General features: G+C 39.1%; 11 protein-coding genes and 1 pseudogene. 6 read left to right on the top strand and 6 right to left on the bottom strand.

Features of this window, described 5'->3' with window-relative positions:
* The 3 genes and pseudogenes from ASL19_RS18565 to ASL19_RS07885 form a co-directional block, all read left to right on the top strand.
* Positions 1-200, top strand: a pseudogene (locus ASL19_RS18565) (transposase); the annotation flags it as partial.
* A 129-nt stretch (positions 201-329) separates the two neighbouring features.
* Positions 330-2768: a phosphoenolpyruvate synthase gene (ppsA, locus tag ASL19_RS07890; protein ID WP_369814502.1), complete on the top strand. Its 2439-nt coding sequence runs from the start codon at positions 330-332 to the stop codon at positions 2766-2768.
* 130 nt (positions 2769-2898) lie between these two features.
* Positions 2899-5958 (top strand): PAS domain S-box protein, encoded by a 3060-nt coding sequence (locus ASL19_RS07885; protein ID WP_057177923.1) that lies wholly within the window; start codon positions 2899-2901, stop codon positions 5956-5958.
* Here ASL19_RS07885 and ASL19_RS07880 read toward each other — a convergent pair.
* The 4 genes from ASL19_RS07880 to ASL19_RS07865 all read right to left on the bottom strand — a co-directional run bounded on the left by ASL19_RS07880 (position 5950) and on the right by ASL19_RS07865 (position 12248).
* Positions 5950-7062, bottom strand: a complete 1113-nt coding sequence (locus tag ASL19_RS07880) for an ATP-dependent 6-phosphofructokinase (protein ID WP_057177922.1) — start codon at positions 7060-7062, stop codon at positions 5950-5952. The two genes, ASL19_RS07885 and ASL19_RS07880, sit on opposite strands and share 9 nt — an antisense overlap.
* A gap of 39 nt (positions 7063-7101) precedes the next feature.
* Positions 7102-8148, bottom strand: a complete 1047-nt coding sequence (locus ASL19_RS07875; protein WP_057177921.1) for a dihydroorotate dehydrogenase-like protein — start codon at positions 8146-8148, stop codon at positions 7102-7104.
* A 12-nt stretch (positions 8149-8160) separates the two neighbouring features.
* Entirely contained in the window at positions 8161-11763 is a 3603-nt protein-coding gene (nifJ, locus tag ASL19_RS07870) for a pyruvate:ferredoxin (flavodoxin) oxidoreductase (protein WP_057177920.1), read from the bottom strand.
* Positions 11764-11990: 227 nt separating this feature from the next.
* Positions 11991-12248 (bottom strand): HetP family heterocyst commitment protein, encoded by a 258-nt coding sequence (locus ASL19_RS07865; RefSeq protein ID WP_057177919.1) that lies wholly within the window; start codon positions 12246-12248, stop codon positions 11991-11993.
* 505 nt (positions 12249-12753) lie between these two features.
* On the opposite strand from ASL19_RS07865, the gene pgmB reads away from it, so the two are divergent.
* Positions 12754-14793: a beta-phosphoglucomutase gene (gene pgmB, locus ASL19_RS07860; protein ID WP_057177918.1), complete on the top strand. Its 2040-nt coding sequence runs from the start codon at positions 12754-12756 to the stop codon at positions 14791-14793.
* 7 nt (positions 14794-14800) lie between these two features.
* Here pgmB and ASL19_RS07855 read toward each other — a convergent pair whose 3' ends face one another.
* Positions 14801-15466: a PAP/fibrillin family protein gene (locus ASL19_RS07855; protein ID WP_057177917.1), complete on the bottom strand. Its 666-nt coding sequence runs from the start codon at positions 15464-15466 to the stop codon at positions 14801-14803.
* A 259-nt stretch (positions 15467-15725) separates the two neighbouring features.
* On the opposite strand from ASL19_RS07855, the gene ASL19_RS07850 reads away from it, so the two are divergent.
* Complete coding sequence (locus ASL19_RS07850; RefSeq protein ID WP_006276802.1) at positions 15726-17045, top strand: NYN domain-containing protein; 1320 nt, start codon at positions 15726-15728, stop codon at positions 17043-17045.
* Positions 17046-17094: 49 nt separating this feature from the next.
* On the opposite strand, the gene ASL19_RS07845 is transcribed toward ASL19_RS07850, so the two are convergent.
* Positions 17095-17880 carry an ABC transporter ATP-binding protein gene (locus ASL19_RS07845; RefSeq protein WP_057177916.1) on the bottom strand — a complete coding sequence of 262 codons (786 nt, stop codon included), beginning with the start codon at positions 17878-17880 and terminating at the stop codon, positions 17095-17097.
* A gap of 305 nt (positions 17881-18185) precedes the next feature.
* Between ASL19_RS07845 and ASL19_RS07840 the strand changes: the two genes are divergently transcribed.
* Positions 18186-19538 (top strand): serine/threonine-protein kinase, encoded by a 1353-nt coding sequence (locus ASL19_RS07840; protein ID WP_057177915.1) that lies wholly within the window; start codon positions 18186-18188, stop codon positions 19536-19538.
* Positions 19539-19558 lie beyond the last annotated feature (20 nt).

The following is a 19558-nucleotide window of genomic DNA, read 5'->3' as shown; positions in this document are numbered from 1 at the left end:
CAAGCGGGAAACGAGTTAGTCGCGGAGTATATCAAACTTCTGATGGGTTCAAAATTAATGCGGACTGTAATGGTGCTGCTAATATTTTGAAAAAAGTAGCGGTGATGCTAGGAATTGATCTTAGCGGAATCAGTAGAGGCTGTTTAAGCCAGCCTCAGAAAGTTCGTTTATGGACTCTTCAGAAATCTCCATGTCTTTAGACCGGAGAAGCTTAAAAGTTCCTCAAGTTTTTTTTGTATAAAAGAAATTGTCAAGATAAAAACGCAGAAGCACTAAATCAACACTGCTAAATTGACATATTCGTAGTTTTCTAGGGAATCAAGATCATGATGCAACAAATCCAAACCAATCAAGAAACTACTCAACTGAATAAAGAAAGAGCATTAGTTCTTCCATTTAATACCGTTGGCATTGCGGATATTCCTTTTGTGGGGGGTAAAAATGCTTCCCTAGGGGAAATGATCCAACAGTTAACTAAACAAGGGGTGAAAGTTCCCACAGGGTTCGCCACTACCGCTTATGCTTACAGATATTTCATCGCGACTGCAGGACTCGAAACTAAACTCAGAAGCATTTTTGCTAATTTGGATGTAGATGATGTTGAAAATTTACACCAACGTGGTAAACAAGCTAGATCCCTGATGCTAGAAACCCCATTCCCCGTAGAATTACAAGAGGCGATCGCCCGTTCCTATCAGACCCTGTGTCAAGAATATGGTGCTAATCTTGATGTGGCGGTACGTTCCAGCGCAACCGCCGAGGATTTACCTGATGCCAGTTTTGCGGGTCAACAAGAAACCTACCTAAATGTTCATGGAATTAAAGGTGTTCTGGATGCTTGCCATAGATGTTTTGCCTCTATCTTTACTGATCGAGCAATTTCTTATAGACAACTGAAGGGATTTGACCACTTTGAGGTTGCTCTATCAGTAGGGGTGCAAAAAATGGTACGTTCAGATCTAGCAAGTTCTGGAGTGATGTTCTCCATTGATACGGAGACCGGTTTCAAAGACGCAGCTTTAATTACTGCAGCTTATGGACTAGGTGAGAATGTGGTGCAAGGTGCTGTTAATCCAGATGAATACTTAGTATTTAAACCCACCTTAAAACAGGGGTATAAACCGATTCTGCAAAAACGTTTGGGAACCAAAGAAATTAAAATGGTCTACGATTTAGGTGGAACCAAACTCACCAAAAACGTTTCTGTATCTCCAGCACAGAGGAATAAATTTGCTTTAAACGACGATGAAATATTACAATTAGCAAATTGGGCCTGCATTATTGAAGACCATTATTCCCAAGTGCGTGGTACTGCAACACCTATGGACATAGAATGGGCAAAGGATGGCATTACGGAGGAACTATTTATCGTTCAAGCGAGACCCGAAACCGTACAATCACAAAAATCTAAAACTGTTCTTAGAAGTTACCAATTAGAAGAAAGGGGTGATGTCTTATTAACAGGACGTAGTGTGGGGGAAATGATTGGTCAGGGTCAAGCTAGAGTAATTCTTGACGTTCATCAGATTGGAATGTTTCAATCTGGGGAAGTGTTAGTCACTAATCGTACTGACCCAGATTGGGAACCGATTATGAAGAAAGCCAGTGCTATCGTCACCAATTCCGGTGGTAGAACCTGTCATGCAGCAATTATCGCTAGGGAAATGGGCATTCCAGCTATAGTTGGTTGTGGAAATGCGACAACAGTTTTGAAAACAGGACAGGAAATTACCATCAGTTGTGCTGAAGGAGAAACAGGTAAGGTCTACGCAGGATTATTAAACTTTGCCATCCAAGAATTACCTTTGGATAATTTACCTCGTACCCGCACCAAAATTATGATGAATGTGGGTAACCCAGAGGAAGCTTTGGGTTTAACTGCTATTCCCAATGATGGGGTGGGTTTAGCTAGGATGGAATTTATTATTGCTAACCACATCAAAGCTCATCCATTAGCACTGTTACACTGTGATGAACTAGAAGATGAACTGACCAAACATAAGATTGCGGAATTAACTGCCCAATATGAGAACAAAGCGGAATTTTTCATTACCAAATTAGCTGCGGGTATTGGTACAATTGCTGCTGCATTCTACCCTAAACCAGTAATAGTTAGGTTATCTGACTTCAAGAGTAATGAGTATGCTAATCTTTTAGGTGGTAGACAATTTGAACCCAAGGAAGAAAACCCCATGATTGGGTGGCGTGGTGCTTCTCGGTACTACGATCCCCGTTACCGGGAAGGTTTCGCACTAGAATGTAAAGCTATGAAACAAGTGCGAGATAATATGGGCTTAACCAATGTAATACTCATGGTTCCCTTCTGTCGCACCCCCCAAGAGGGAAGACGGGTGTTGGAAGAAATGGCAAAACATGGTTTGGTTCGTGGAGAAAATGGTTTAGAAGTCTATGTGATGTGCGAACTACCCAGTAATGTGATGCTCGCGGATGAATATAGTCAAGTTTTTGATGGTTTTTCCATTGGGTCTAACGACTTGACTCAGTTAACCCTAGGACTAGATAGGGATTCTGAGTTGGTTGCCCATTTGTTTGATGAACGTAATGAAGCAGTAAAACGTACCATTAGAAAAGCGATCGCCACTGCTAAGGAGTATAATCGAAAAATTGGTATTTGTGGTCAAGCTCCCAGCGACTATCCAGAGTTTGCCAGGTTTTTGGTGGAATTGGGCATTGATTCTATCAGTCTTAACCCTGATTCTGTAATTAAAACCATGTTAGAGATTGCATCAGCAGAAGGTATGATGTAAGGTTGAACAGTGGCTCAAACTAGAAAAATCTACCATATCCCTAAATTCTGGAAAAATTTAGGGATATCTGGGGAACAAAATCATCCTCAAGTTCTTCATCCACTTTTTAGATCCAAGTTCTTATCTCCCAATGTATCCACCTCCCGATTTTTCCCAGGACGAGCTAATTGAGCAGATAAGTTTAAATTCTACCCGGGATACGGATTTAGATCTGTATCAGGTTATGGATCCTCAGCCCTTATTGATCAGTCCTGACACTTCCGTATTAGACGCAGTTGTTTTAATGAACCAGAAACGGAACCATGGACATCCTGGATCCCAATTTCCTCAGTCTGGAAATTGTTATACAGACAGTGACACGAAATGGGAGGTAACTGGCTACGTTTTAATCCAAACAGACAAAAAGCTATTAGGAATATTCACTTTAACAGATTTGGCCAGAGTAGTCGCTAGTGGTAGCAATCTTGCTGAAACGAAAATTGTAGAAGTGATGACTCAACCGGTCACCACACTTAAACTGTCAAATATATCAAATGTACTAAATATTGGAACTTTAGTATCAACCTTTAGCAGGAATGAAATAGATCATTTACCAGTAATAGATGATCAGGGTAAAGTTGTAGGAATTATCAGACAGCGTGTGTTGTGGAAACAACTGGATCCTGGAAAAGATGCCAATGGTATCCAGAGATTAACAGAGCAAGTCAATATTCAAGAAGAACTCCAGCAAACCATAGAAGAATTACAAATTATAGAAGAAGAACTCAGACAACAAAATCAACAATTAGTAATTGCCCATGAGTTAGCTGAATTAGAAAAAACCCGCTATCATCAACTATTTGAACTTACACCCTATTGTTACTTGGTAACTGACAAAGTGGGCATAATTAAAAATGCCAACCGAACCGCATCAACCTTACTTTCCGTAGAAAAACAATACCTAATAGGTAAACCAATCATAGTCTTTATTGCTCCAAAATATCGTCAGCAATTCACTTGCCAAATAGCAGATTTTCAACCACAACAAGAATCACCAGAGCAAGAAATTTACCTGCAACCAAGAAAAGGAAAACTTTTTCCAGCTAGTGTGAAAATAGTTGGCATATACGATCCCCATAAAAAAGAACATAGTTGGATCTGGTTAATTAACAATATTAGCGATCGCAAAAAAGCGGAGCAAGAGCTAGAACAAAAGGTAGCAAAACGTACAGAAGAATTGGTGCAACTGAATGAAACCTTGCAAGCGGAAATCAAACAACATCAAAAAACAGAAATAGCACTGCGAGAAAGTGAAACGAGACTGACCTTAGCCCTAGAAGTTGCCAAAATGGGTATATGGGATTGGAATTTAATCACTAATGACCATATGTGGTCTGAAAGTGTTGGGCCAATGTACGGACTGCCAAGAGGTACTATATCTCCATCCTGTTATGAAGATTTACTCAAGTTAATTCATCCAGAAGACGCAGAAGTTTTAAGTAATCAATTAAGGATAGCCCTGGATAACAAAAGCGGATTTAACATTGAATTTCGTGCTATTTGGCCTGATGGTAGTTTACACTGGTTAACCAGCACGGCACAGGTTTTCTGTAACGAAAAAGGGGAAGCTACCCGCATGATTGGCACAGTGCAAAATATATCTACTTACAAACAAAAAGAACAAAAACTCTATGAACAAGCAGCTCTACTAGATATTGCCACTGATGCTATTTTTGTGAGAGATTTTCAAACCGAGATATTATTTTGGAATCAGGGAGCGCTCAGGATATATGGTTGGACTAAGGAAGAAGCCATAGGTAAACATCTGAGGGATTTATTTTGTCAAAAAACAGCGATGAAACAAGAGGTAATTGCCCTAAAAGCTGTGGTTAGATCGGGAAGTTGGCAAGGAGTATTACGCAAATACAAAAAATCCGGAGAACAGGTGACAGTTGAGAGTCGTTGGACACTCATGTTTGATGGAGATGGACAACCAAAATCTATTTTGATTGTGGATACAGACATCACAGATAAAAAACAACTAGAAGAGCAATTTTTACGCACCCAGAGACTAGAAAGCATTGGCACTTTAGCTTGTGGTATTGCCCACGATTTAAATAATATATTGACACCTATTTTAGGCTCAGCTCAACTGCTCAAACGTAAATCTCTCCAAGACCATATTACCCATCCCCAATTGTTGACCATGATTGAGGACAATGCTACACGAGCTTCTTCCTTGGTTAAACAAGTTTTCTCTTTTGCAAAAGGAGCAAGTAATGAATGGACAATTGTGCAAATTAAACACCTAATTTTAGAAATTGTTAACCTTGCTAAACACACTTTTCCTAAGTCCATTAAGTTGAAAACTAAAATAGCTAATAATCTGTCCACTGTGTTTGGAGATAGTACCGAATTGTATCAGATAATGATAAATTTAGTGGTTAATGCTCTCAATGCTATGCCATCGGGAGGAGTGCTAACTATAGCAGCGGAAAATACTTTTATTGATGGGAATAATCTGATAAACGAAAAATTACAACAGGGACACTATATTCTCATTACCATCATTGATACGGGAATAGGAATGTCACAAGCAGTAGCAGATAAGATTTTTGAACCATTTTTTACCACTAAAGAAAATGGTTTAGGATCTGGGATAGGTTTATCCATAGTCTCTAGAATTATTCAAAAGCATAATGGTTACCTGCAATTCTATACCCAACAGGGACAAGGAAGTAAATTTGAAGTGTTTCTACCATCCATAGAAGCTCCACACCCCCCCCTTCCCCAAGAATTACCCACAGAAATAGGAAGAGGGGAATTGATTTTAATAGTGGATGATGAACCACAAATTCGGGATGTGACTAGGATGATTTTAGAAACCCACAATTATGACACCCTCACTGCTAGTAATGGTATGGAGGCGATCGCCATTTATGGTCAATATAAACAAGATATCAGTGTAGTTTTAATGGACATAATGATGCCAAAGATAGATGGCATCGCTACTATTCAAGCCATGAAAAAGATTAATCCATTGGTGAAGATAATTGCTTGCAGTGGAATATCCACTATAGAAGCAATTCCAAAATCTGCTAACATGAAAATACAAGGAGTTTTGCTAAAACCCTATAGTGCCAGCGATTTGTTAAGTAGTATGAGCATGGTGATTAGGGGAGATTCCTCCCCCATGAATTTCCTAAACTAAAACCTTAGTCATTTTTTCAGTAAGTCCCACGTATATACCTAAAGCATGAGCAGTATCTACCAAATCTGATTTCGGATCTACCAGCTGAGGACTTTCAATTAAAGAACTTTCGATGGGAATATTTGTAACCTTGCCATTTTGCCAGGCCAACATTTGATGATTTTTCCCTTGAGCAACTAAATCCACTGCGGTTTTACCAAAAGCGGTAGCAACCAGACGGTCTAGAGCGGAGGGAATACCACCCCTTTGAATATGACCTAGTACAGAAACCCTGGTATCGAAACCATGGGCAAAATTGGAAATTTGTGCTGCAACATATTGACCACGACCACATTTGGCAGATCCAATGTTAGCATCTGGTATATTCTCCACAGTCACCCTATGACCATTATTTAAATCTTCTGAACAGAGTGTAGCACCTTCAGCAACCACCACAATGGCAAATTTCCTTTTCCAAGTATCTCGAAGTTCATTCAAATGGTCACAAATACCCTGAATGGTATATGGTATTTCCGGAATTAAGATTACATCCGCACCACCAGCAATCCCAGAATGGAGAGCTAAATGACCAGCAGTGCGTCCCATAACCTCTACAATCATTACCCGATCATGACTAGCAGCAGTGAATGTGAGACAGTTGATGGCATCCACAATAGTATTAACTGCTGTGTCAAAACCTATAGAACGTTCGGTCAAAGCCACATCATTATCAATGGTTTTAGGAATACCAACTAAATGCCAATTCCCCATGGTAGCCAGTTCATGGATGATTTTCAAACTTCCATCTCCACCTACAGCAATTAGAGCATCCAAACCCAAAGCTTCATAACCGGACAAAATTTCTCCAGCAGCAGCAAGGGTATCTCCCTCATTAATACTACCTAAAATTGTTCCCCCCATATTCAATAAAGGATCTATTCCCCGTAAATTCCAACCATGTATACTTAAGGGGATAGTTTGTCTTTGCTGTAACCCTTGGGTAGCATAAGGAATGCCAACCACTTCCCAATTATATGTTAGTATGGCGTGACTTACGACTGCGCGAATCACACAATTTAACCCCGGACAGTCTCCACCACTTGTGAGGATACCAATGCGTTTCATATTACTAACTACCTTAAATTTCTTAATACCAGTGACTTATTATCTGTGACCAATTAACTTATCTGCGTTGAGATTTGTATCTTTTTTTTCCGATCCCGGTTGATAACTTTGCAAAACTTTCATATATTGAGCCCTTTCAAAAGCGGTAGGATCAGGACAGTTGAGCTGACTCATGGTACCTTGCATTTGTCTAACGGATTCGTATTCGTGGGTCTCCATCCATTTAATCACATCCTCCTGTAATGATTTAAGGTAATTAATTCCATTTCGCAAAATTACAGAGCAGAGCATAGTTGTACTTGCACCCACCATAAGCATTTTAATGATATCCTGAGCATTGTGAATACCACTAGTTGCAGCAAGACTACCATGAATATGACCATAGAGGATCGCTATCCAGCGCAGGGGTAACCGCATGGCTTGGGGCGTACTTAAAAGAACCTGGGGTTCAACCTCTAGAGTTTCTAAATTAATGTCAGGTTGATAAAACCGATTAAATAAGACCAGTCCATCAGCTCCAGCACGGTCTAAACGTTTTGCCATATTAGCAGTATTAGTAAAATAGGGACTGAGTTTGACGGAAACGGGAATTGTCACCGATTTTTTGACTGACTGGAGAATATCAATATAATTCTGTTCTACTTCCGCACTGGTTAAATCTGGATTGGTAGGAACATAGTAGATATTTAATTCCAGTGCAGATGCTCCTGCTTGCTCCATCAGTTGGCCATATTCTGTCCACCCACCAGGAGAGAAACCGTTTAAACTGGCAATGATGGGAATATTGACTTGCTCCTTAGCTGTGCGAATATGTTCTAAATATTCTTGTGGTCCAACGCGAAAATCTGCTGGTTCAGGAAAATAGGTCAACGCTTCTGCAAAACTTTCTGTTCCATAGGTAAGATGATGATGGAGTTCATATTTTTCCAAAGTCAACTGTTCTTCAAATAGTGAGTGCATCACCACAGCACCCGCACCCGCATCTTCCATCAATTTGATGTTATCCACCTCTTGAGAAAGAGGAGAAGCAGAAGGTACAAGGGGTGATTTTAATTCCATTCCTAAATAGTTGGTAGTCAGGTTCATAATGGGTATGTGTTATTCTTGTTGTTCTGAGAATTTTCTAGCAGCTAAATACTGATACATTTGCCAGCGAGTATTCACATCTTCTTGAGCGGATTGGAGTAAATCCTTAGCTCTTCCAGGATTAATTTTGGTGAGCATTTTGAACCTATTTTCCATATACATGGAATTTTCTACAGGTATTCTGGGGTGGCGAGAATCAAGCTGTAGAGGGTTTAATCCCTGTAGCAATCGTTCAGGATGATAACGATATAATAACCATCTTCCTGAATCCACAGCAGCTTTTTGATTTTGCATGGCTGTACTCATATTAATACCATGAGCAATACAATGACTGTAGGCAATAATTAGGGATGGTCCATCGTAAGCTTCTGCTTCTAAAAATGCCCTTAATGTGTGTTCATCTCTTGCTCCCATGGCCACACTAGCAACATAAACATTACCATAGTTCATAGCCATTAAGCCTAGATCTTTTTTAGCTGCTGGTTTACCTCCTGCAGCAAATTTAGCCACTGCACCTTTGGGGGTAGATTTGGACATTTGTCCACCAGTATTAGAATAAACTTCCGTGTCTAATACTAAAATATTTACATTAGCTCCACTAGCAATGACATGATCTAATCCACCATAACCAATATCATAGGCCCAACCGTCACCCCCAATAATCCACACACTCTTTTTCACCAGGTAGTCAGCTAGGGATTGGAGATTTTTGATCTGGTTGCTGATTTCAGATTCCCCTAGTTCCTCCAGTCTTTGTTTGAGAACTGACACCCGTTCTCTTTGTTCGTAAATATCCGCTTCGGTTTTTTGTTCACAGTTGAGAATTTCACTAACTAAATTTTCCCCTATATGGGATGCTAATTGTTGCAGTAAATAAGCTGCTGTTTCCTGTTGTTTATTTATGGAAACCCGAAAACCTAGACCAAATTCCGCATTATCTTCAAATAGACTATTCGACCAAGCTGGACCTCTTCCCTCGGAGTTTTTTGTCCAAGGTGTGGTGGGTAAATTACCACCATAGATAGATGAACAACCCGTCGCATTGGCCACAACCATGCGATCGCCAAATAATTGACTCACTAATTTAATATAAGGTGTTTCACCACATCCTGCACAAGCACCTGAGAACTCAAATAGGGGTTCCTGCATTTGTTGTTGATTGATATGGTGCAAATTTAGAGTCCTCCGATCTGGATTTGGTAAATTCAAGAAGAAATCCCAATTTTCCCGTTCCTGTTCTCTTAATGGTCTTTGCTGTGCCATATTGATAGCTTTTTTCTTAGGTTGGGCTTTATTTTTGGCTGGACACACATCAACGCACAAAGCACAACCTGTACAGTCTTCTGCTGCAACCTGAATGGTAAATTTCAATTCATGCCAATGGTGTTCTTTAGCATTAGCGGTTTTGAAAGTAGGAGGTGCATTTACCAGTTCTTCAGGTTGATAAACCTTACTTCTAATTACCCCATGAGGACACACCATGACACATTTACCACATTGAATACAAACTTGGGGATCCCAAACTGGTATTTCCTGGGCAATGTTGCGTTTTTCCCATTTTGATGTTCCCGTGGGATATGTACCATCCACAGGTAAACAACTAACTGGTAAATCATCCCCTTCTCGAGCCATCATTTTGCTTAACACATCTTTAACGAATATGGGTGCATGATCGGGGATAGGTGATTCTAGGGGGGAGGTAGCTAATGCTGCTTTTGGGGTAATTTGGTGTAAATTGTCTAGGGTTTTATCCACTGCTTGTATATTCATAGCCACAATTTCTTCACCCTTTTTACCGTAGGTTTTGCGAATGGATTTTTTAATCTTTTCTATGGCTTCTTCCCTAGGCAAAACACCAGAAACAGCAAAGAAACAGACCTGCATGACGGTGTTAATATATCCACCCATACCTGATTCTCTGGCAACTTTGTAGGCATTAATTACATAGAATTTGATTTGTTTATTGATAATTTCTACTTGCAAAGAGGTGGGTAATTTATCCCATACTTCTTCTGGGTTATACGGGGAATTGAGGAGAAATGTGCCACCGGGAACAAGGTCTTTCAACAGGGGAAATTTTTCCACAAATTCCCATTGATGACAAGCTAGGAAATTAGCCTTGGTGATTAAATAAGTGGCACGAATTGGTTGAGAACCAAATCGTAAATGAGAAACGGTAACTGAGCCAGATTTTTTAGAATCATAGACAAAGTAACCCTGGGCATAATTGTCAGTTTCCTCGCCAATAATTTTAATTGAGTTTTTGTTCGCACCAACTGTACCATCAGCACCTAAACCATAGAATATGGCTCTCACAATACTATCCGCTTCAATGTTAAATTCAGGATCATATTCTAAACTACTATGGGTCACATCATCCCTGATACCAACAGTAAAATGATTCTTAGGATATGTATTATTAGATATATTCTGATTTGGGACTCTGGGAAGTAAATGGTCAAACACAGCTTTTACCATAGCAGGTGTAAATTCTTTTGATGATAACCCATATCTACCACCTACCACCTGAATTTTATGGAGTTGGGCTTCTCTTAATGCTGTAACAACATCTATATATAGAGGTTCACCAATTGCTCCCGGTTCCTTAGTTCTATCTAAAACTGCCATACTTAGGGTGGTCTCTGGTAGAGCATCAATAAACCTCTGGGTGTCAAAAGGTCTATATAGTCTTACTTTAACCACACCCACTTTTTCTCCCTGTTGATTGAGATAGTCCACTGTTTCATGGACTGTTTCACAACCTGAACCCATGAGGACAATTATTCTCTCAGCTTGTGGATCCCCATGGTATTCAAACAGTTGATATTGACGACCTGTCATTTGACCAAACTCATCCATTACTCTTTGGGTAATGTCCGGACAAGCTAAGTAAAATGGATTCACTGTTTCCCTTGCTTGAAAGTAAACATCAGGATTTTGGGCAGTTCCCCTTAATACTGGATTATCAGGTGTTAAAGCTCTTTTACGATGGGCTATAACTAACTCTATGGGAATGAAACTTTTTAACTCCTCATTGGTGAGGATTTCTATTTTATTTACCTCGTGGGAAGTGCGAAAACCATCAAAAAAGTGTAGAAACGGTATGCGAGACTCTAAACTGGTGCGGGTAGAAATCACTGCCAAATCCTGTGCTTCCTGCACTGATGCTGCACATAACATGGCAAAACCAGTGCTTCTGGTAGCCATGACATCGCTATGATCCCCAAAAATTGATAATGCTTGCGCTGCGAGCGATCGCGCTGCGACGTGGAATACGGTGGAGGTAAGTTCACCAGCAATTTTATACATATTGGGGATCATTAGCATTAATCCCTGGGAAGCAGTAAATGTGGTGGTCAGGGAACCGGTTTGTAAAGCTCCATGTACAGCACCCGCAACACCACCTTCACTTTGTAACTGTACCACCGTGGGAACAATCCCCCAAACATTTGGTTGGTTATCACTCATCCATCCATCGGAGGATTCGGCCATGGGTGAAGATGGTGTAATTGGATAGATGGCAATCACCTCATTCAGTGGATAAGTAACTCTAGCAACTGCTTCGTTACCATCTATTATGGCGTGGATTTGATTTTTACCTTTATTTTCGGGCATAATTCCCTAACCTAATTGATTATTGACTTTAGTAAACATACGTGCTTAATAGATATATGTAATACCGTGTAGGCATTAATATTCCCAGATTCCCTTTTAGGATATAAGAAAAAGTTGAGGAACTTGTGAGGATAGAGAGTAATTTAATGTAAAATTAGTGCGATCGCCCAAGTAGATTATATAGGGGTTTCGCACCAAAAGATTTCATAGGTTTTTACCGGAGGTTGTTAAGAATGACTATTGATGGTCTCCAATACTTCTTGTGGGGTGGAAATAGCTGTGGTGACTACTGAGTTGTTTTCTTTAGCGATTCGACTATAGGTACGCTGAGGTATATAGTGAAGCGGGTTATAACCCATAGATCTTAAAATAAGGACACAAGCCCAAGAATATCTACCATTAGAAATAGCAGTAAGTATGTGATTGAGTTCTTCTGGGGTAATGGGACTTTCGAAATTACTAGTGGAAGAAGTGGAGTAGTTCATAATAACCCTGATATTATTTTGGTCGGATATGGGTCTAAATCCTTAGGTGAAAGATTTAGCCATCCAAGAGAAGTCTTGATTTAATAGGAAAACAATTGTGATGATATGTAGAATACTATGTTTTTTGGTTTTTTTTAGCCAATCTGGCAAATTATATCAAAAGTCACAATCCTCAAGCTTATACTTCAAGAATTATTTCAGGAAGTAATATTTTCATACTTGAGTCAGATGCAATTACTTTAATAATTTATTTACATTGAGTCAATGTAAGTGGGTGAGCGGAATTAAATATAAGATCAACGTAGGTTGGGTTGAAGTATGAAACCCAACACCCGCATGGGTTACCTACCGCTAACCCATCCTACAAATAATTGTGCCTCCCCACTTAAATAGAAAGCTTCTATATATTCAGCATATCAGTGATTTTGTTGGCAAAAACGTTCACTATTTGAATTTTATTGCTCCTGAATATAATGATACTAAAAAAGCAGTTTTTGACTAAAAAATGGAAAAAAATCAAGATTTTATCTACACAGATTGGATTTTAATTGAAACTAATTTTAGACCAGAACAACTACATACCAGAGAAACTATTTTCACTATTGGTAATGGTTACCTAGGGATACGAGGTAGTTTTGAAGAAGGTTATCCTTGTGCTTCACCTGCTACCTTTATTCATGGGGTTTATGATCCTATTCCCCCCCTTTACACAGAAATGGCTAACTGTCCAGATTGTCTACCATTAGTAATTACAATTGAGGGCGATCGCTTTGGTCTAGATCAAGGTACAATACTACAGTACAATCGGGAACTTGATTTGCGCCAAGGAATTCTGAGTCGTTCTTTACAATGGCGCAGTCCCAGTGGTAAAACTATAGATATCTATCTTGAAAGATTTGCCAGCATGGCAGATCAGCATGTGCTATGTCAACGTTGCACTTTAACTTTCTTAGACTTTGATGGGAGAATTGAATTGCAAAGTGGGATTAATGGGTATCCAGAAAATAGGGAATTTAATCATTGGGAACGACTAGATCAAGGAAAGCTGGACCAGGGATTCTGGTTACACAGTCGTAATCGTCAAAGTCGACTTGATATGGGAATAGCGGGAAAAATTAATCTTTTGGGAGTAGAGGGCCATTCGCAAGTCAATGCTGCTCCTAGTTATCCTGGTATTAGTGCAACTTTTAGGTGCTCACCAAATCAGACCATCACCATTGAGAAGATTATCACCCTATTTACCTCAAGAGATGTTCCAGATCCACTATTAGCTGCAAAGTCTAAACTCTATTATCTTCCAGACTACGTTACCTTACATAATGCTAATCAACAAGAATGGAATCAAATTTGGCAACAAAGTGATATTTTGATTGAGGGGGATAGTAAAGCAGCTTTTGCTATCCGTTATAATATTTTTCAAATGCTAACTGCTGTTTCTCATTACGATGAGAAGGTCACCATACCAGCTAAAACCATCTCCGCTTTTTTCTACCACAGTCATGTGTCTTGGGACACAGAAATTTTTATCTTGCCATTTCTGATTTTTACCCAACCAGTCATAGCTCGTAATCTACTAAATTATCGCTACCATGTTTTAGCAACGGACTTAGCTAGATCCGATGAAGCATATCAAAAATTTATGCAAACAGCAATGTTAGGTTTAGAAGAAATTATGGGAAGTACCATAGATGGTATTCATGGCGCTAGCGCAGGTGCTGTTTGGCAAACTGTAGTTTTTGCTTTTGGAGGTATTCAATTTATCGATGATCAACCCGTTGCTTATCCCCATTTACCCCCAGGTTGGACAAGATTACAGTTTAAATTATACTGGAATGGTGAATGGCATAATTTTGATTTACACCCGGGAATAGTTACTCAAAAAAAATCTCGTCCCATAGGGGGGATTATTTTTGATTTGGATGGAGTGTTGATAGACACTTGTGAATATCACTACCAGTCTTGGCAAAAATTAGCCAATGAAGAAAAAATACCTTTTAACCGGGAAATTAATGAAAGTCTCCGAGGAATCTCCGATTGGGATTTTTTAACTTCCATAATAGGCGATCGCCAATATTCAGAATCGCAATTAAGGGAGATAATGGAGCGGAGGAACAGATATTATATTCAACTCATCCAAAATATTACCCCTGACAATTTACTCCCAGGGGTCAAGTACCTAATAAATGATCTACGTCGGGTGGGTTTAAAAATAGCTTTAGGTTCCTCCAGCAAAAATGCTCGATTACTTGTAGAGAAACTAGGAATTGGGGAAGAAATCGATTCTATTACAGATGGTTATAATGTAAGCAAACCAAAACCAGCACCTGATTTGTTTTTATTTGCAGCTCAACAATTAGGAGTTATTCCACGACAATGTGTAGTATTTGAAGATGGAGCATCAGGTATAGACGCAGCCCTAGCTGCAGGTATGTGGGTAGTAGGAATAGGATCACCGGAAAAGGTAGGAAGTGCCCACATTGTGGTACCCAATTTAGTGGGTATGACCTGGGAAAAACTGCAAAGGAAATTACAAGATCTTGCTTAACAACAGGTCAAAAATTAATATTGTGGATATCATTGACCTTGTGTAAAATAAATAGACCTTGATCACCTCCCCTACCAATTCGGAAATTCTCATCCAGGTAAGTGATATCCAGACTGGGAACTCTTCCTTTAGGATTATTAGCAGGTGCAACGTTTAATGGGTTAAGCATGGGAGTGCTAATACCCAAAACTTCATCAATGGCTAAATAACGTTTATCAAAATAGACATTAATACGTTGATTAGGTAACCCGGAGTCATCCAAATCTGCTTCAAATCTAGCTGTTACCTTAACACCACCAGAGACAATTTTCCATGGGTGTTTCACCTCAGCAAGATTGAAAAATTCTGCTTGTGCTACGTTAATCACCTGAAATACCTGACCTACCTGTAGTCCCAGGGGGAGAGAATCTAAAACCCTAATTTCCCTAGCTGTGGAGTATTCTAACTTCCAAGCTCCATTAAGTAGATTAATAGCATTGCGCAGGGGTTGAGGATTGGGATTCAGTCTTTCTAGTTCAACCGTCAACTCCTCCATTCGGAATGCTTGATTCTCCTCTATCTTTATATTAGTAATTGGGGCACCCATGGGCTGACCACCGTTCTGTTTAGTCAGTGACTCACGTAGTGATTCAATTAACGCTTGTAATTGTTCCTTAACTGTTTGATAATTCATAGAATAGTAGTTAACTTACGGAGAAGTAGGGAATTGCCAAAATTATTATCTTTATAAGCGAGAGATGAAGCATCCCACGGCGGTTCTAACCAACTTTCTATATATTGACATTTTGTCCCCAATATGTCAATGTAACCATGCGATCGCTCCCCTTAAATATTGCCATAAACGGGAATAGTTGCACCCCTTGAGACAAGACTCGTCAAATCCTTTCACAATAAATATTTAGGCTTACTGTAGTTTACAAAGGTAAAATTATATGTCGATATTTAACACAGCCATATTTTATGACATTGAAAACCTAACTAAGGGCTATAGCTTTTCTAAAGACTTTATTAAGGAATTATCATTAAAGCAGATATATCGCCAAATTCTAGAGGTAGATATTGTTAATAAAATCTGTTTACAGAGAGCTTATGCAAATTGGAGTGACCATAGATTAAGTTTACTCAGAGGAGAAATTAACGAATTAGGTATAGACCCAATTCAAATTTTTGGATTCGCACGTTATCACAAAAAAAATGCTGCTGATATTCAACTAGTAGTTGATACCATGGATATAACTATTCGTTTTCCCCACATTGAAGTGTACGTAATTGTATCCGGAGATGGAGGTTTTGCTTCTCTAGCAAAGAAATTACATGAGTATGGTAAGCAAGTTATTGGTTGTGCTTACGAGAATTCAGCCAATGATATTTTTAAATCAGTATGTGATTACTTTATAAAACTAGAACTTCCTGAAGAATATTCTCCAGAAGATATCAACACAGATCCTAAAAATACAACCTTTGGCAATAATAAAGGGTTAGGCGTTGGCATAAATCATCCTTTGGTGGTTAGGATGGCAAACAATATTCAAACCATTCATCAAGCAGATAAGAAAACGATTTTTTCTCATGGTCAAAAAATTATTAGTTGGTTTGGTCAAGACCCAGAATCCAGAAGACAAATGTATGGTCATGGAATTCCTCTTTCTACGGTCAGGGAAGCATTCAAATATGCCATACCAGAATTCAAACCAGAAATGGTAGGCTTTATGAGATTTGCAGAATTCTTGCAATTTATTTGTGCAAATACAGAATTGTGTGTGGGAACTCTTCCACCATCAAACACACTACTGGTTTTTAGAAACTCTATTCCCAATGGGGTGGTTATACTCTCAGATATATTAAATGAAGATTTACACACACCCGAACGCTATCAGAGCTTATTGGCCAGTGGCAAACCTAGAATCACAATTGAGGACAAATACAGTCTAGAAATATTTGTTGATACTTTGATTTCAAAACGTGACATATTAATGAATATCTCTGAAATATTGGATATTTTTAGTCAGGAGCTTCCTACTTTTGAAAGTAATAAGCTGAATAATCTTTGTTTATCTTTAATTCACTGTAATATTTTGAAAGGATACCCAGAAGACGACAACATATCAGAGCAAAAATTTCACATTAGTCCGGATTTTAAAGACACGGCACAAATTTTGGAACATGTCAAACAAACAAGTCTAAATAAACTAATTTCTATCCTGGTTGATGACTTCAAAACAAATGTTTTTGAAGAGGTTATTTCCTTTTAAATTCTCCCTACTTAGCGATCGCAGTTGTGAGGAAAGAAAACTTAGTTTGTTAGCATCCCAAATATGCTTCCAAAACTTGGGGGTTGGTCTGAATTTCTACGGGAGTGCCAACGGCTAAATTTTGACCTTCTGCTAGTACCCAAACACGGTCACATAGGGACATAATCACATCCATGTTATGTTCAATAATTAAAAAAGTTAGTTTTTCTTCCCGATTCCACTTAATAATGCGATCGCATATATCATCTATTAGTTTAGGGTTTACTCCAGCTGCTGGTTCATCTAATAGTATTAGTTTGGGGTTTGTCATTAAGGCCCTTCCCATTTCTAATAATTTTCGCTGTCCACCGGATAGACTACCTGCGTAATCATGAGCTTTGTGTGCTAAACCGACGGATGTCAACAAAGACATTGCTCTTTGGGTGATTTGTTTTTCTTGTCTGAGGACTATATGATGCTCGAATTGTACCCGCCAAAAATTCTCACCCGTTTGTTTTTGTCCTGCTAACAACATGTTTTCTAGGACTGATAAACGGGAAAGGGTTTTAGCCACTTGAAAGGTGCGAGTTAGACCTTGCTGAGCGATTTGAAAGGGTTGTAAGTTATGAATTGGTTCCCCGTTAAAAATTACTCTCCCTTGATCTGGACGGATGAAATTGGATAGTAAATTAAACAGAGTTGTTTTACCAGCGCCATTAGGACCTATGAGTCCGGTAATACTACCCTGGTTAACCTCAATATTGGCATTTTTTACAGCTTGAATTCCACCAAAACTTTTACAAAGTCCAGTTGCTGATAATAGGGGGAGTTGGGGAATTTTTATATTAGTTACCACAGTGATTTTAATTTTTGAGTTAGTCTTTGGGAAATATCAGACGTTAATGAGCGGAGTCAATTATATGGGGGCACAGATTTTATCATTATAGCACACGAGTATATCATGGTGAAATTTGCCAGTCAACCCCCAGCAATTCTAAATTTGAAGTAGTTTAAGCTACAGCTTAAATTTGAATTAGCGGTATTTTTTGCCGGAAATAGGTAAAGTTTGATAACTCTCTCGGTAATTTAAACCTGCAAGCAGCTATAATGTCAAGTGATTAGTATTATTTTTACGCCTATGAATACCTTATAACTAATGATATGGAAGTCTACTGCACTCGTCCTCACTGTCCACGTCCGCAAAATTACTTCCCGGACTTAGACAACATTACTACCCTGCAAGCTGCCCAACAAAAATACTGTGTTAGTTGTGGTATGCCACTGTTATTAGATGGTCGCTATCTGCCTGTAAAATTACTGGGAATAGGAGGATTCGGAGCAGCATTTTTGGCACGGGATCGCCGTATCCCGGGAATACCAAATTGTGTAGTTAAACAATTTCAACCGTCCACAAGCTTGAATGCGGCTCAGTTAGATCTAGCACAAGAGTTATTTGAAAGAGAAGCAACGGTTCTAGCCGATGTTGGTATGAACCATGACCAAATTCCCTATTTATTTGCGTTCTTTCCCGTAGTGGTTCCTAGCTTGCAACCGGGAAGACAAGATCAGTTTTTTTATCTGGTACAAGAATATATTGACGGAAAAAATCTTGAAGAGGAACTACAGCATCGAGGCAATTTTTCCGAAACAGAGGTCTTGGTTATTCTCAAAGAAATTTTACCCGTCCTACAATTTATCCACGATAGAGGTATTATTCATAGAGATATTAAACCATCTAATATTATGCGCCGACAAGATGGTAGACTATTTTTGTTAGATTTTGGCTCTGTTAAACAAGTCACTAGTGCTAAAGTATCTAGTGCTTCCACTGCTATTTATACTCCAGGCTTTGCTGCGCCAGAACAGACAACCAGAGGTCAGGTGTTTCCTTCTACAGACATATATGCACTTGGGGTAACAATTCTAACTCTACTCACTGGAAAAGAAGCCACAGAGTTATTTGATCCCCAGATCAATCAGTGGCGATGGCGACAGGAGGTAAAAATTAGTCCCCATCTAAGTGGTATACTAGATAAAATGCTGATGCCTGCTATTAATGAACGTTTTAGTTCAGCTACAGAGGTATTATCAGCTTTAATACCTTCCATAACCATACCTGATCAACCCCAGCCATCGAATCTCCCTTTTAAAGGCCTAATGGTTAAAAAGTTTTCATTTGGGGAATTGCTATTGAGAGGCGCCGTTACTGGTTTTGAGGGAGCATTAATTGTAATTGCGGTTGGTCTTTTAGTCGAGACACCGATAATTAGACTGGCTATTTCCCTAGTGATGGTAAGCAGTTTAGTGGTGGTGCAAAGTCAGGGGTGGTTAGCGGTAAAAGACCTGTTACTTATTCTATTAATTAGTTTTTTAGTCATATTCTTGATTGCTTTATTGCCAGGGGGGTTAGATATTCAAATAGTGGTTGTGTTAGGTATAGCCTCTGCATTGATTTGTATTGGCGCAATTACCTTATTTAGTCTGATTCATAAAATTCTATCAACAATTCTTTGAAGAACTTAAAAAGGGTAAAA

This window comes from Cylindrospermopsis sp. CR12 (assembly GCF_001432185.1).
In the GTDB taxonomy this organism is placed as follows: domain Bacteria; phylum Cyanobacteriota; class Cyanobacteriia; order Cyanobacteriales; family Nostocaceae; genus Raphidiopsis; species Raphidiopsis raciborskii.
Note: the sequence above shows the minus strand (reverse complement) of the source record. Positions and strands in the feature narration are given on the sequence as shown.

Excerpts from the sequence above, each read along its gene's own strand:
- nifJ (WP_057177920.1), bottom strand. The coding sequence starts at position 11,763 with ATGCCCGAAAATAAAGGTAAAAATCAAATCCACGCCATAATAGATGGT.
- ASL19_RS07885 (WP_057177923.1), top strand. The coding sequence starts at position 2,899 with ATGTATCCACCTCCCGATTTTTCCCAGGACGAGCTAATTGAGCAGATA.
- pgmB (WP_057177918.1), top strand. The coding sequence starts at position 12,754 with ATGGAAAAAAATCAAGATTTTATCTACACAGATTGGATTTTAATTGAA.
- ASL19_RS07865 (WP_057177919.1), bottom strand. The coding sequence starts at position 12,248 with ATGAACTACTCCACTTCTTCCACTAGTAATTTCGAAAGTCCCATTACC.
- ASL19_RS07875 (WP_057177921.1), bottom strand. The coding sequence starts at position 8,148 with ATGAACCTGACTACCAACTATTTAGGAATGGAATTAAAATCACCCCTT.
- ASL19_RS07880 (WP_057177922.1), bottom strand. The coding sequence starts at position 7,062 with ATGAAACGCATTGGTATCCTCACAAGTGGTGGAGACTGTCCGGGGTTA.
- ASL19_RS07840 (WP_057177915.1), top strand. The coding sequence starts at position 18,186 with ATGGAAGTCTACTGCACTCGTCCTCACTGTCCACGTCCGCAAAATTAC.
- ASL19_RS07855 (WP_057177917.1), bottom strand. The coding sequence starts at position 15,466 with ATGAATTATCAAACAGTTAAGGAACAATTACAAGCGTTAATTGAATCA.
- ASL19_RS07850 (WP_006276802.1), top strand. The coding sequence starts at position 15,726 with ATGTCGATATTTAACACAGCCATATTTTATGACATTGAAAACCTAACT.
- ppsA (WP_369814502.1), top strand. The coding sequence starts at position 330 with ATGCAACAAATCCAAACCAATCAAGAAACTACTCAACTGAATAAAGAA.